Below are 13,742 nucleotides of genomic sequence, written 5' to 3' on the forward strand. Positions count from 1 at the left end.
GCACACCCCGGAGCTGGGCTGTCGATTATAAACGACACCCCAGCTCAAAGCGGCAGACATCGAGCTGGTCTTAGAAAACATCGTCTTTCAAGAGCTGCGCTGACGCGGATTGTCCGTCACCGTTGGCCAGAGCCCGGCATACGGTGACCACCAGCCCAAGAAATCAACGTCGTCGCCGAACGCGATGGGCAACGTCATTACTACCAGGTCACGGACCTTCTTGCCGCGGAGAGCACACGCGAGCGCGAGTTCGGCGCGCTGCGTGCGGTCCCCGATAACATCCCCAAGACGGATCTGGGCCTCGACGGCACTGAGCACCGCAACCTCGTTGACCTTCTGCTCGGCCTGCTGCCCGATGCCGCCTCCCGCGCGCCAACGCAGTGACCAACCGGTAGCGCCCCTGGACCGCGCCGCGTCGTACACGAAACCCGTCTCGTCTATATCTAGAAAGTAGTGTCTCCACATGCGTGCCGATGCCCTCCGCCGCCGCGATGCCCTCATCGACGCCGCCATCGAGCTCTTCCGCGCCCAGGGTCCAGAGGTCACCCTTGACCGCGTCGCCGAGCGTGCCGGCGTGGGCATTGCCACGCTCTACCGCAACTTCGCCGACAAGGACGTCCTCGCCATCGCGTGTACCGAGCGCATGGGCCTCGCGTTTCTCGAGCGTCAGCAAGACATCAACCACCAGCTCGAGGACGCGGACGCCGCGGCAGCACAGGCACTCGTGCATGACTACGCCCAGGCCTTGCTCGATATCGGCGCGGCCACACTCGTCCCGGTATTCGTCCCCGAGCAACTCTCTGCGCTTGACCCGACGCTGCTGCCCGAGCTGGAGAAGCTCATCGCCGGCGGCGACCGTTTTATCGCACGCGGTCAGGCGGCCGGCGCCATCGGTCCGGGCGTGACCCACCTCGAATTCGTGACGGGACTGCTTGCCCTCACCCGCCCCCGCACGGTGGATCTCGCCGAGTATCAGCCCGACATCGAGGCGCAGATGGTTGACCTCTACCTCGCCGGCGTGCGCGCAGGACACCAAGAATAGGAAAATCCCCGCGCCACGCGGGCGCGGGGAGGACGAGTTGCTAGGCCAGACGCGAAGAAATCTCGGAGGCAACGTCCGCGAGCTGCACGTCGTGCTGCTCGTGGGCCGCGAGGTCCTTGAGCGCCACCGTGCCGTTGGCAAGCTCCTGGTCGCCGAGAACGAGGGCGAAGCGGGCACCGGCGCGGTCCGCGCCCTTCATCGCGCCCTTGAGGCCGCGGTCGCCGAAGGACATATCGGCGGAAATGCCAGCCTTGCGCAGGTCGTTGACGATGAGCGCCATCTTCTTCTTCGCCTCGGCACCCAGCGCCACGCCGAAGACGTCGACGCGGGAGGAAGTGCCCTCGAGCTCAATGCCCTCGGCCTCGAGCGCGAGCAGCGCGCGGTCGACGCCCAGGCCGTAGCCGATGCCGGAAAGCTCCTGGCCGCCCAGTTGCGACATGAGTCCGTCGTAGCGGCCGCCGCCGCCGATGCCCGACTGCGCGCCAAGGAGCGGGTGGACGAACTCGAAGCACGTCTTCGTGTAGTAGTCGAGGCCGCGAACCATGCGCGGATTGATGGTGTACTCCACGCCCATGTCGTCGAGGAGACCCGTGACGGTCTCGAAGTGCTCCTGGCACTCCGGCGACAGATAGTCGAGCATGAGCGGCGCATCCGCGGTCATCTCCTGCACCTCGGCACGCTTATCGTCGAGCACGCGCAGCGGGTTGATCTCCGCGCGGTGGCGGGTCTCCTCATCGAGCGGCAGCTTGAAGAGGAACGCCTGCAGCTTCTCCCGGTAGGCCGGACGGCACGTGTTATCACCCAGGCTCGTGAGCTCGAGGCGGAACTGAGAGAGACCGAGGGCGCGGAAAGAGCGGTCGGCCAGGGCTACGACCTCAGCGTCGAGCGCCGGATCGTCGACGCCGATGGCCTCGACGCCCACCTGCTGGAGCTGACGGTAACGGCCGGCCTGCGGGCGCTCGTAGCGGAAAAACGGGCCAAAGTAGTTGAGCTTGACCGGAAGCTGGCCGCGGTCCAGGTTGTGCTCGATGACGGCGCGCATGACACCGGCGGTGCCCTCTGGGCGCAGCGTCACGGATCGGTCGCCACGGTCGGCGAAGGTGTACATCTCCTTCGTCACGACGTCCGTGGACTCGCCCACGCCGCGGGCAAAGAGCGCGGTGTCTTCGAAGATGGGCAGCTCGATGTGCTGGAAGCCAGACAGATGCGCCTCGCGCACCATGGTCTCGCGGACCTTGTAGAAAGTAGCCGACTGCGGCGGAACATAATCCGGCACACCCTTCGGCGCGGACAGGGCCTTAAACTGCTTCTTATCACTCACGGCCACTTACATTACCTCCCCAATCTGGATGAGGAACGGATTGGTCGCCCTCTCCGCGCGCATGGTGGACGTGGGCCCGTGGCCAGGCAGAATAGCAAGCTTATCGTCAAGCTCCCACACAGGTCCGCGCAGCGAGGCCTGCATAGCCTCCGGATCCGAACCAAAAAGATCCGTGCGGCCGATGGAGCCGCGGAAGAGCACGTCGCCCGTGAGCGCAAAATCCTCGCCGATAATGAGCACGCACCCGGGCGAGTGACCGGGGGCATGGCGGAGGGTAAAGGGGGCATCGGCAAGCTCCAGGGTGGAGCCGGAAAGATAGCGCAGGTCCTTGATGGGGAGCATATTCTCCGCATCGAAGAGCTGGCGGGACTGCTCGGACATGCCCTTGGCCTTGTCGAGGAAGAATTCATCGTCCGGGTGAATATAGACCGGAATATCGAGCTCCGCCGCGAGGTCCCCCGCCTCGCGCGAGTGGTCCACGTGGCCGTGCGTGAGCACAATAGCCTCAAGCGTCAACGAGTGCTCCGCCACGAGATCGAGCACACGCTGGCGCGCATGGAGGCCAGGATCGACAACAAAGGCGCGCACACCGTTGGCGACAACATAGGTATTCGCCTTGTAGGGGCCGGCTCCGAATCCATAAATATCCATGGAGACGAGACTACCGCGCGGTGAATAGAGCGCGTCGATGGCTGCGTCGTCATCGGACTGGCGCTCAAACTCAGAGACTGAGCTCCGAATAGGGGTCTATGACCACAACACCGCTCGCACGCAGGCCGTTCGCCGGCGAAGTGGGGATGGTCTTGCCGCAATCATCACCACACGTGAAGCGGAAGTCCGTCACAACGTTTTCACTATTCTCCGCCGAGCAGAAACGCGCCAGCGCGAACGGCAGGTGATTCGATATACACCTCCATGCAGGCCGCGCGCTCATTCAACTCGCGTACAGAGGAACTGCACGCTTCCGTATCAATCAACGGGAAGATGGACAGCACCAGGCGCTTGCCAGCGAAGCCCGAGTCCTTCATCGGCTTGAAGTGAGCGCCCACGAGCTCGAACGGGAGAAGACTTCGGCACCTCGCCATTCGGCGCTGCGGAGTTTTTGTAAAAGTGATTGCGGCCATACCAAGGGGCAATACAGTTAACGTCAATCCAGCGATAAGGGATGATCAGCGTGCCCACGTGTGAAACCGTGGACACCGCGTCGCGTAAGATAATGGCGCTAGCTTCCTCACGCCGCGGGCCCCACCGCACGCGGCGCGAACGGAGGCCCCGAAACGTGCCCGTTACCTACAGAAAGCGTAGAACTCCAGTGGCTGATAACTCCCAGCGCGGCGCAGAGGCGCTCAACCAGCTTGAGCGCGAGCTCAAGTCCCGCGACCGCAAAGAAAAGGCCCGCCCGCTCGGCGTCGTGCTCGCCTCCCTCCTCGCGATTCTCGCCATCGGCGGCGGCATTACGTACATGGCCACCCGCAGCAACGACGACGCAGCGTCGGTCGCCGAGTCCTCCCAAGACGCCACCACGACCGCCACCCCGGAGGCCGTTGCCCTTACCGGCAAGCGCGCCACGCCGCTGGCAAAGACCGTGGAGTGCACCTACAACGAGTCCCAGGGTTCCGACGACAACGGCGCCAAGGTCCCGGACGGCAAGGACATCTCCACCGAGGGCACCGCTAAGGTCACGTTCAAGACCAACCAGGGCGATATCCCCATGGAGCTCGATCGCGCGCTCGCACCGTGCACCGTCAACGCCATTACCTCCCTGGCCAAGCAGGGCTACTACGATGACTCGGTCTGCCACCGCATGACCTCGTCTGGCATTTTCGTCATCCAGTGTGGCGACCCCACCGGCACCGGCTCCGGCGGCCCGGGCTTCCAGTTCGCTAACGAGTACCCCACCGATGAGATCGAGGATCAGTCCTCCCCGGTGACCTACCCCAAGGGCTCGCTCGCCATGGCGAACAGCGGTCCGGACACCAACGGCTCGCAGTTCTTCATTAACTACGCCGATTCCCCGCTGGCTCCGGCCTACACCTACTTCGGCACCGTGACTGACAAAGGCATGGAGACCGTGGACAAGATCGCCCGCCTCGGCATTCAGGACGGCGCCACCGATGGCGCCCCCGCCAAGGAAGTCAAGATCGAGTCCGTCTCGGTCGCCTAATACTGCTATCCCAGCCCGCCCTCACCGGGGCGGGCTTTCTTCGTTTTCCCTAGCTTTCCGATGCCCCCTTCACCCACCGTCGCACGCGCCGGCGTTCTGAAAGCCTCTCCTCCACTTAATATTCACCTCAAGCCAGCTGTGACGGTCGACATAAAATTACACCCGCGTCATTTAATTTCTGGCGACAAAACTTAAAACTCTCAGGCAAGCGCCCAGCTCATAGACCTAACAGGCGCATTCCACCCAACGTTCAAGCTCACAGGGAAATAACAGGTTGGGGTTGATCATCAAAAAGCGCTTGCAAAGCTATAACGACGCCGTTACTATCAGACGCGTCTGTAACACCGCGACTTCTTTTTAAGGATTCACAACATGAAGTTCTTCTCCCGCAAGGCGCTCATTGCCTCCGCTACCGCCGTTGCCGTTGCTTTCGGTGGCGCTTCCGTTGCCTCCGCTCAGGACAACCCTGGCACCGCTGCCCCCGCCGAGACCAACAACACCAACACCGCCGCCGATGCTGTCGAGACTGCGCAGAAGGCTGCTGCGGACGCTAAGGCCGCTGAGGAGACTGCCGCTAAGGCCGCCGAGGAAGCCAAGGCTGCTGAGAAGGGCAACGTCGCCAACGCCGATGCTGCTGTCAAGAAGGCTAAGGACGCCGTCGCCGCTGCCAAGACCGCTGTTGCCGCTGCCGAGAAGGCCGCTAAGGAGACCGAGGACAAGGCTGCTGACGTTTCCGTCACCAACGCCAAGGAGTCCCTGGCCAACGCTGAGAAGTCCCTCAAGGCCGCCAAGGCTTCCCTCGAGGCCGCACAGAAGGCCGCAAGCGACTCCAAGGACGAAGACGACAAGAAGGACGAGGGTTCCTCCATCAAGGACATGAAGCCGAAGGAAATCCGCGACTGGATCGCCGTCTTCACCGCTGTCATCGGTGCCCTGGGCACCCTGCTTGCATTCCTGGGCAAGTACTTCGACCTTCCGTTCTAAGAAGAAGTCAGAGCGCACCGCGCATTTTGTGACTGAAGAATAGATAGCCGCCCTCCGCCTTTTCTAGTTGCGAGGGCGGTTTCGTCTAAGCATTCCGTCTCACCTGTCTACTTATCCCCACCCCATCACCCTGAATCAAAGGAACTTCCATGCAGCACTCCATTCGTAAGACTCTCGTTGCTGGTGCGACCGCCATCGCCCTCACCTTCGCTGGCACTGGCTTCGCGGCCGCTGAGGACGACGTCACCGCTACCGAGTCTGGCTCGAGCGACAGCTTCTTCGCCAGCTCTTCCGACGATGACGAAGAGGTGAGCCCGGGCGAGATCCGCGACTGGATCTCCATCTTCACCTCCATCATCAAGGCGCTCGACAGCGCCATGTCTTTCGCTGCGTAGTCTCTACCTGCGAACGCACCAACGCCCCGGCGGCGACTCCTAGATTCTGGAGTCCACCGCCGGGGCGTTTCTCATGTGCTCCGACGAATCCGCGCTAGTTCGAATCCTTAGGGGGATTCGCCGGGTTGAGGTCGAGCGTCGGCGGATTCGCTGGTTGCTGAGCCGTGCCCCTGCTTTCAACCCGCGTCTCTCCCCCGCTGGATTCTTCAGCTGCGGCAGCTTCTGCTTCGCGTTGTTCGGCCTCGATCTGTTCACAAAGCTCCACGGCGCCGCGTGCGTCGGCGAGAATGGCGTTGTCGAGCGGTTGGCCCGATTTCACGATGGATATCTGGCCGGTAGGCTCAAGAACCATAGCCTGCACATCTTGGAAGCGTCCCAAGCCGGCCTTGCGTATGGCCGAGATGATGTCCGAATTACTGATGTGCGCAAACTGCATGTTCTCCACGTGCTTGCGGCCCTTGTACATGAGGAGGACAGGACGGCGGTCGATGAAACGCGACCAGCCCACGTAGCGACGCACGGTACCAAAGGCGGCCTCGAGCGCCATAAGGGTTGCCAGGCCGACAACGCCCGCGGCGAGCGTGGGTGGATTACCCACGATGACACGGCCTGAGACGGCACCGAACATAATGATGATGACGGCATCCGACGCGGACATGGACGTGAGCACTCGCGAACCGAAGAGTTTGACCAGAATCATAAAGGCCAAATAGATCCCCACGGTCGCGACAACAACGACGATGATGCGATGGGGTTCGATGCCGAGTTGGTACACGAGCTCATTGCCTAGAACTTTCACACCTTCGACCCTACTATCCGCAGCAACACGAAAGCGGGGCGCCCCTGCCGTTTCTGGAGGGAACGCCCCGCTGAGTGCGGTTGGCAGCGCTAGAACTTCAGTGTTAGATCTTCAGCTGAGCGCGCAGCCGCGCGATGATGGAGCGCACCGGCTCCGGCAGCGCGTTGCCCGCCATGGCGAGCGCGCCAGCAACCGCGGCGATGGCGGCCACGAGAGCCGCAATGCCGCCGCCGATGGAGGAACCGTCGGCGCTGGAATCCTTGTTGCTGGAGCCGTTATCGCTCGAACCCTTGTCGCTCGAGCCGTCGCCCTTGTCGTCGCCGCCGAAGTCGAACGGCAGCGCGACGTTGGTGCCCGCGTCGGTGGTGATCTTCAGCTCCTGCGCACCGGTGATGCCTTCCGGAACAGTGAGCTTGACGGAGGCGCGGCCGCGCTCGCCGTGCTGGGCGTCGCCTTCCAGCGCCGCGTTGTCGATGTCCGCGGTAACCTTTGCGTCGCCGAGCTGCACGGTGACGGTCTTCGCCATCGGCTCGCCCTCGGTCGAGTAGTTGAGGGAGGACAGGTTGACCGTGATCTCCTTGCCCGGGACAACCTCGCCGTCGATGTGGACGCCCACGTCGGACTGGCCAGCGCGGACCTTGGCGTCGCCCGCCTTGATGTAGTCGATCATGGCCTGGGTATCCATGTAGCCCAGGTCAGTCACGTCCTTGATAGCTCCCTCGGCGAAGAAGCCGTCGCCACCGCCGATGAGGAACGTGGACAGCGCGATGGTGTAGTCCTTCTCAGCCTCAACCTGCTTGCCGTCGATGGTGACGGACTGGACGCGCATGCCTTGCTCCGCCGTCTGATCGTAGACAACCGAGACGTTGTCCGAGACACCCAGGGACAGGCGCGGGCGGGAATTGCCCGGCTGCCACTGGTTCTCAAAAGCCTGGATGAGGTCCTTGCCCGAAATCTTGCCGTACGCGACCGAGTTGCCGAAGGGCTGGACGGTGAAGACTTCCTCGTAGGTGGTCTCGCCCTTGTCGAGGTCTGCGCGCACGCCGCCGGCGTTCATGACACCCAAGTCGATGGTCTTGCCGGTGGCCTTGGCCACGGAGTCACGCTGTGCCTGCGCAATGAAGTTATTGAGGGTGGACTCGACGCCGCGGTTGGAGCCGGAACCCTTGCCCTCGTCAGAGCCGCGGAACATGGCCTGCTCGGTCGTGCCGACGACATCCTTGCCCAGCTCCTCGGCCTTGGTCTTTGCCTCGGCGACGATCTGCGCGATGGCCTCGTCCTCGGTCAGCTCCGCGGCAGCGGTGGCATCGTACTGGGTGAGCTTGATGTCAGTGATCTTGTCCGCATCGCGGTCGAAGGTGATGTCCACGTCGTTGAGCAGCTTGCCATACTCCCAGCCCTGTGCCCACTGCAGCGGCAGCGCGCCCTCGCGCTCCACGGTGCCTTGGGTCTTCAGGTGGGTGTCGCCACCGAAGAGAACGTCAACATCCTTGTTAAAGCCCTTGGCGTACTCTTGAGCGTCCTCGTGGAACAGCGCGATGACAACGTCAGCCTCGCCGGACTCCTTGAGGCGGGTAGCCTCCTTGTTGGTGGCCTCGACCGGGTCGCCAAACTCCACGCCCTCGATGAGCGACGGAGCAACCTTGTTCTCGGTGTTCTTCGTGACGGAGCCGACGAAGCCGACCTTGACGCCGTCGATCTCCTTGACCACGGAGGCATCGAGAAGCGGCTTGCCGTCCTTCGTGATGTTGGCGCCAAGGATCGGGAAGTCCGAGCTCGCGTCGATGCGGCCCATGAGGTCCTCGGTGCCCTTGTCGAACTCGTGGTTGCCGACTGCCGATGCCGCCACGCCCATGGCGTTGAGCGCGTCCATCGTGTACTCATCGCCGGAGATGGCGGAAATGTAGGCGGAGCCGCCGACGTTGTCACCGGAGGTGGTGAGCGCGTAGTTCTGGCCCTCGTTGACCTTCTTGATGAGCGACTGCAGCAGAGCGACGCCCATCTCGTCGCCCTCCTGTGTGCCTTCTTCGGTGTTGAGGCCATTGGCGATGTGGCCGTGCAGGTCCGTGATGTTGGAGACGGAGAAAGTCACGGAATCCTCGGCGAAGGCGGCGGGTGCGCCGGTGAGGACGGTAGCGGTGACGGTCGTGGCCGCGAGCAGCTGGCCAAAGCGACGGAAGTTGGTCATGGAAGCTCCAAAAGAGAAAAGAGGGATGATCACTACGACGGTTCTTTATAGCGCCAATTCCCACCGCGCGCAGCGCGAATCCCCACGAATGAACAGGAGCTTTACCCGACTGGCCCGCGAAATTCATCAAGGCTTCACCATGATGTCGCGCCGCGTTTCTTTACCGGCATGCGAAACGCCCCGCAGAAGAATCTGCGGGGCGAAGGGCGGCGGGGCGGCGCGGCTAGGCCGTGACGCGGTAGACGTCGAAGACGCCTTCCGTGTTGCGCAGCGAGGTCATGAGCTGACCCAGCTGCTTGATGTCGGAGACGGAGAATGTAAAGCGGATGGTCGCGATGTTGTCGTCGCCGCGGTTGGAGCTCATGTTGAGCACGTTGAGCTTCTGGTCGCTGAAGATCCGGGTGAGCTCGAAGAGCAGGCCTTGACGGTCGAGCGCCTCGAGCTGCACGGTGGCGGCAAAGGCGCCATCGGAAGGCGTGCTCGTCGCCCACTCCACGCGCATCATGCGCTCAGGCTCAGAGCGGAGCTTCTCGGCGTTCGTGCAGTCCGCGCGGTGGACGGACACGCCGCCGCCGCGGGTGACGAAGCCAAAGATTTCGTCACCGGGCACCGGCTGGCAGCACTTCGCGAGCTTCGCCATGACGTCCGGGTTGCCCTCCACGAGGACGCCCGTCGCCGAGTGCGAATCCGCGGTGTGTACCTTGGCGGTGGCCTCGAGCTCGGACAGCGAGGTGCGCGACGCGAGGGCATCGACAGCGTCGTCCTGGTCGCCAAAGAGCGCCATGAGCTGGTTGGCGACATGCTGCGCGGAGACGTGGCCCGCGCCGATGGCAGTGTAGAGCGCGTCCACGTCGGTAAAGTGCAACTGCTGCACGACCTGCTTCATGGACTGCGCGGTAAACAGGCGGTGCATGGGCAGACCGCCGCGCTGGACCTCGGCGGCGAGCGCGTCACGGCCGGCCTCAAGGTGCTCCTCGCGGCGCTCCTTGGCGAACCACTGGCGCACCTTCGCCTTGGCGCGCGGCGAGACGAGGAACTCCTGCCAATCGCGGGACGGGCCGGCGTTCTCGTCCTTGGAGGTGAAGATCTCCACCTTGTCGCCAGATTTCAGGGTCGATTCGAGGGCGACGAGCTTGCCGTTGACCTTCGCGCCGATGCAGCGGTGGCCAACCTCCGTGTGGACGGCGTAGGCGAAGTCCACGGGCGTAGAGCCGGCGGGCAGGTTGACCACGTCACCCTTGGGCGTAAAGGCAAAGATCTGCTGGCTCGTGAGGTCATAGCGCAGCGAATCAAGGAACTCGTTGGGGTCCGCGGCTTCCTTCTGCCAGTCGAGAAGCTGGCGCATCCACGCCATCTGGTCGACTTCCTCGTTTGAGTGGCCGTTCTTGCCTTTCATCTCCTTGTAGCGCCAGTGCGCCGCTACGCCGAACTCCGCGTTGTAGTGCATCTCGTGCGTGCGGACCTGAACCTCGAGGGTCTGGCCGCCAGCAGCCATCACGGTGGTGTGCAGGGACTGATAGACGCCAAAGCGCGGCGAGGAGATGTAGTCTTTGAAGCGGCCCGGCAGCGCCGAGTACAAGGAGTGGACCACGCCGATACCCGCGTAACAGGAGTTCACGTCGTCCACGAGGATGCGGATGCCCACGAGGTCAAAGATCTCAGCGAACTCGTGTCCGCGGACGATCATCTTTTGGTAAATCGACCAGTAGTGCTTCGGGCGGCCCATGACCTCGGCGTCGATGCCATTTTCGCGTAGTGCGCGCGAGACTTCGTCGATGATTTCTTTCAGCGCCTTATCGCGCGAGGGCGCGCGGTCAGCGACCATGCGCACGATCTCGTCGTACTTCTTGGGGTACAAAATCGCGAAGGCGAGGTCCTCGAGTTCCCACTTCACGCTCGCCATGCCCAGGCGGTGCGCGAGCGGTGCGATGACGTCGAGCGTCTGGCGGGCCTTCTTCGCCTGCTTCTCCGGCGGAAGGAACCGCATCGTCCGCATGTTGTGGAGACGGTCGCAGACCTTGATGACGAGGACGCGCGGGTCCGTGGCCATGGCGACGACCATCTTGCGGATGGTCTCGGCCTCCGCCGCCGCGCCGAGGGCCACCTTGTCGAGCTTCGTCACCCCGTCGACCAGGCGCATGACCTCCGGACCAAAGTCGCGGGTTAAGTCATCAAGCGAGTAATCCGTATCTTCCACCGTGTCGTGGAGTAGGGCCGCGACGACGGTGGTGGTGTCCATGCCGATCTCCGCAGCAATGGTCGCCACGGCGAGCGGGTGTGTGATGTACGGGTCGCCCGACTTGCGGAACACGCCCTCGTGCAGGCGCTCGGCGGTCGTGTACGCACGGTTGAGCAGGGCCACGTCGGCGCGGGGGTGAAACTGCTTGTGGATGGACAGCAAGGGGTCAAGGACCGGGTTGACCTTGACGCGGCCACCGCCCGTGAGCGACCGCGCCAGGCGGGCCGACATGCTGCGCATGCCCGAGCCGGAGGAACGTTTGGTGCCGCGGTCGTTAGTCATATGCGCGCCCACTTTCTTGCTCGAAGGCTCCCCCACGCCGGGAATTAGGCCGCGGCACGGGGAACAGTGCTAGGACTTCTCAGTCTAGTCTGTGTTCCCCAACACAACGAGCGGGGGTCCCGCTAGGCGCTCACGCCCGCCCAATCCCTTCACTTCGATGATGACGACGTTGCCCACGACCTCGGCGCCGGCCTTCTCCAGGAGCAGCTTCGCGCCGTAGAGCGTGCCGCCGGTGGCGAGCACGTCGTCGACGAGGGCAATCTTCTTGCCCTTGAGCTCCGAGCTATCGGCGGGGATTTCCAGGGCCGCGTGGCCATACTCGAGCGAGTAATCCTGGTGCAGGACCGGCGGCGGAAGCTTGCCGGCCTTACGAATGGCGAGGATGCCCAGGCCCATTTTGTAGGCCACGGCCGAGCCCAGCAGGAAGCCGCGGGCATCGAGGCCGCCGATAAGCTCGGCGCCGAGCTCCTCGCAGGCCTCCGCGAGACCGTCGACGACCGTCCTAAAGGCCTCCGCGTCCGCGAGCACCGGCGTGAGGTCCTCGAAGAGCACGCCCTCGGCCGGGAAGTTAGGCACAAGGCGAATCTTGTCTTTGAGCGCCTCTGCGGCGCTGGCGTAAGTCTTGCTCATAACGTCTTTATATCCTAGAAACTAGTCAACTAACGGGTCGTCGAAGCCGCCGCAGGGGCGTTCCCTACGCGCCAACGGTCCATGTTCCAGCCTATGCCAGACGCGCCGGTATTCGGCAGCACTCCTTCCACGGACTGGTCGACGACGAAGGTGCGCGGTTGCGCGGCCACCGGAATGGCAGGCACGGAGTCCCACAGCGCAAGCTCGTCCTTCTTGAGCGCCTCGACCTCCCCGATGCGAGCATCAGCCGAGCTGTATTGGCTCAGCGGATCCACCGCGCCGAGGAAGGCATCGATGGTCGGAGCGCCGGTATCCGGGTCGAGCTCGAGGTAGGCCTTAGACATGAAGTCAGAGGAGGAATCCTCAATGGTGATGCCGGCCGGGGCGCAGGCGTCCTTGAGCGCCGCGACCATTGCGGCCAGGCGCTCATCCGGTCCCTGGTAACCCACGCGCACCGTCGTGCCAGAGGCTGCCGATGCCCCCTGTACATCCACCGCCGCGTGCGCGTCGCCAATGGACTTGAGTTGGGCCGCGATTGGGTCGCCGGCGCTCAAAGTGTGCAGGTAGACCGGCGGGACATCAACGCCGGAGACGCGGGAACTGGCCTTCGCCATGGCCGCAGCATCGACGCACTTGGCAAAGGCCTGGCGCATCGACTTATCAGCGAAGAGACCCTCCTCGGACAGCGTGAGCGTATCCGTGAGCGCGCCCACGTGGGACTCGACCTCGTAGGGGTTGTCGTCCATGCTGACGTCGAGCCACTCCGGCTTCGCCGACGGGGAGTCCGCGATACGCAGCGCGCCCGTGTCCTTGAGTGTGCGCGAGTCCGCGTTCGCCGGCCAAATGACGAGAGTGTCAAGCGCGGCCGGATCGCCGTAGTAGTTCTCGTTGCGCTTGAGGACGACCTCGCCCTCGGAGCCCACCTTATCGATGACAAACGGGCCGTAGGACACCTGCGTAGCAGGGTCGAATTTGGTGAGCATGAAGCCGAAACGCCACGCGTCCGCGATGGGTTCGACGGTGGTGGGATCCCAGGACTGAAGCGCCGTGACGAGTTCTTCCTGACTCATGCCCACCTGCTTGGCGATGACATGAGACGGCAGCACCGTACCCGGGCCAAAGAGGTGACGCCAGCGCCCTCCCTTGTCCTTCTTGAGCACGAGCGTGAAGTCCTTGGCGCCGGCAGCGCACTGCAGGTCCTCCACGTCGCTGGCCATGACCGGCATATCGGAGCCGAACGTTCCGGGCATGGAGCCTGCGGTATACGCCAGCAGGAAGTCCTCGCACGAGACCGGGATGTCATCCGAGTAGGTCGCCTTCTCGGAGATGGTGTAGCGAATCTGGCGCAGGCCGTCGGCTCGCTCCGGAAGCTCTTCCGTCTTCACCAAATCCGTGTTCGGGATGATCTGCCCTTCGGGCCCAGGCACGAAGGCCGCCGGATAGAGGCGCGAGGAAAGCACTTGCGCATTCGTCGCCGTGCCGAAAGCCGACGCGGCGTTGGTGGTCACCAAGCGCGAGGCGACCTGGTAACCAAAGTAGTCCGTGCTCACCGGCGCAGACGGCACAGCGTTGTCTTCGGAGTCCCCTGCCCCACAGGCGACGAGGGTCGATGCGGTGGCGAGGGCGGCGAACGTTGCCAGAAGGCGTTTCACGGGGTGCTCCTTAGAAGAAGACGAGGCGGGCACTGACTCGGGCGCG

At 63.6% G+C, this 13,742-nt stretch carries 13 protein-coding genes; 4 read left to right on the forward strand and 9 right to left on the reverse strand.

Going from position 1 to position 13,742, the window contains the following annotated elements; genetic code table 11:
• Positions 1-87: 87 nt before the first annotated feature.
• Positions 88-465 carry a hypothetical protein gene (locus HMPREF2559_RS05320; RefSeq protein WP_066493079.1) on the reverse strand — a complete coding sequence of 126 codons (378 nt, stop codon included), beginning with the start codon at positions 463-465 and terminating at the stop codon, positions 88-90.
• Here HMPREF2559_RS05320 and HMPREF2559_RS05325 point away from each other — a divergent pair.
• Positions 464-1,042 carry a TetR/AcrR family transcriptional regulator gene (locus tag HMPREF2559_RS05325; protein ID WP_066493077.1) on the forward strand — a complete coding sequence of 193 codons (579 nt, stop codon included), beginning with the start codon at positions 464-466 and terminating at the stop codon, positions 1,040-1,042. The two genes, HMPREF2559_RS05320 and HMPREF2559_RS05325, sit on opposite strands and share 2 nt — an antisense overlap.
• 40 nt (positions 1,043-1,082) lie before the next feature.
• On the opposite strand, the gene hisS is transcribed toward HMPREF2559_RS05325, so the two are convergent.
• The 3 genes from hisS to HMPREF2559_RS05340 all read right to left on the reverse strand — a co-directional run bounded on the left by hisS (position 1,083) and on the right by HMPREF2559_RS05340 (position 3,487).
• Positions 1,083-2,363, reverse strand: coding sequence for a histidine--tRNA ligase (hisS, locus tag HMPREF2559_RS05330; protein ID WP_070539821.1), 1,281 nt, complete (start codon positions 2,361-2,363; stop codon positions 1,083-1,085).
• Between the two features lie 6 nt (positions 2,364-2,369).
• Positions 2,370-3,014: an MBL fold metallo-hydrolase gene (locus HMPREF2559_RS05335; RefSeq protein WP_066493076.1), complete on the reverse strand. Its 645-nt coding sequence runs from the start codon at positions 3,012-3,014 to the stop codon at positions 2,370-2,372.
• Between the two features lie 203 nt (positions 3,015-3,217).
• Positions 3,218-3,487 (reverse strand): thioredoxin domain-containing protein, encoded by a 270-nt coding sequence (locus HMPREF2559_RS05340; protein WP_141759195.1) that lies wholly within the window; start codon positions 3,485-3,487, stop codon positions 3,218-3,220.
• 188 nt (positions 3,488-3,675) lie between these two features.
• Between HMPREF2559_RS05340 and HMPREF2559_RS05345 the strand changes: the two genes are divergently transcribed.
• The 3 genes from HMPREF2559_RS05345 (at position 3,676) to HMPREF2559_RS05355 (ending at position 5,906) form a co-directional block, all read left to right on the forward strand.
• Positions 3,676-4,527: a peptidylprolyl isomerase gene (locus HMPREF2559_RS05345; RefSeq protein ID WP_070539766.1), complete on the forward strand. Its 852-nt coding sequence runs from the start codon at positions 3,676-3,678 to the stop codon at positions 4,525-4,527.
• Positions 4,528-4,899: 372 nt separating this feature from the next.
• Positions 4,900-5,511 (forward strand): hypothetical protein, encoded by a 612-nt coding sequence (locus HMPREF2559_RS12965; protein ID WP_066493073.1) that lies wholly within the window; start codon positions 4,900-4,902, stop codon positions 5,509-5,511.
• 149 nt (positions 5,512-5,660) lie between these two features.
• Positions 5,661-5,906 (forward strand): hypothetical protein, encoded by a 246-nt coding sequence (locus HMPREF2559_RS05355; RefSeq protein WP_066493072.1) that lies wholly within the window; start codon positions 5,661-5,663, stop codon positions 5,904-5,906.
• A gap of 94 nt (positions 5,907-6,000) precedes the next feature.
• Here HMPREF2559_RS05355 and HMPREF2559_RS13490 read toward each other — a convergent pair whose 3' ends face one another.
• The 5 genes from HMPREF2559_RS13490 to HMPREF2559_RS05380 all read right to left on the reverse strand — a co-directional run bounded on the left by HMPREF2559_RS13490 (position 6,001) and on the right by HMPREF2559_RS05380 (position 13,696).
• Entirely contained in the window at positions 6,001-6,705 is a 705-nt protein-coding gene (locus tag HMPREF2559_RS13490) for a DUF421 domain-containing protein (protein ID WP_369799448.1), read from the reverse strand.
• 103 nt (positions 6,706-6,808) lie between these two features.
• Complete coding sequence (locus HMPREF2559_RS05365) at positions 6,809-8,893, reverse strand: bifunctional metallophosphatase/5'-nucleotidase (protein ID WP_070539768.1); 2,085 nt, start codon at positions 8,891-8,893, stop codon at positions 6,809-6,811.
• A 223-nt stretch (positions 8,894-9,116) separates the two neighbouring features.
• Positions 9,117-11,414, reverse strand: coding sequence for a RelA/SpoT family protein (locus tag HMPREF2559_RS05370; RefSeq protein WP_070539770.1), 2,298 nt, complete (start codon positions 11,412-11,414; stop codon positions 9,117-9,119).
• An 84-nt stretch (positions 11,415-11,498) separates the two neighbouring features.
• On the reverse strand, positions 11,499-12,044 hold the full coding sequence (locus HMPREF2559_RS05375) for an adenine phosphoribosyltransferase (RefSeq protein ID WP_066493063.1): 546 nt from the start codon (positions 12,042-12,044) through the stop codon (positions 11,499-11,501).
• A 29-nt stretch (positions 12,045-12,073) separates the two neighbouring features.
• Positions 12,074-13,696 carry an ABC transporter substrate-binding protein gene (locus HMPREF2559_RS05380; RefSeq protein ID WP_246818454.1) on the reverse strand — a complete coding sequence of 541 codons (1,623 nt, stop codon included), beginning with the start codon at positions 13,694-13,696 and terminating at the stop codon, positions 12,074-12,076.
• Positions 13,697-13,742 lie beyond the last annotated feature (46 nt).

Origin of the sequence: Corynebacterium sp. HMSC072G08 (assembly GCF_001809185.1) — a bacterium.
GTDB classification, from domain to species: Bacteria; Actinomycetota; Actinomycetes; order Mycobacteriales; family Mycobacteriaceae; genus Corynebacterium; species Corynebacterium phoceense.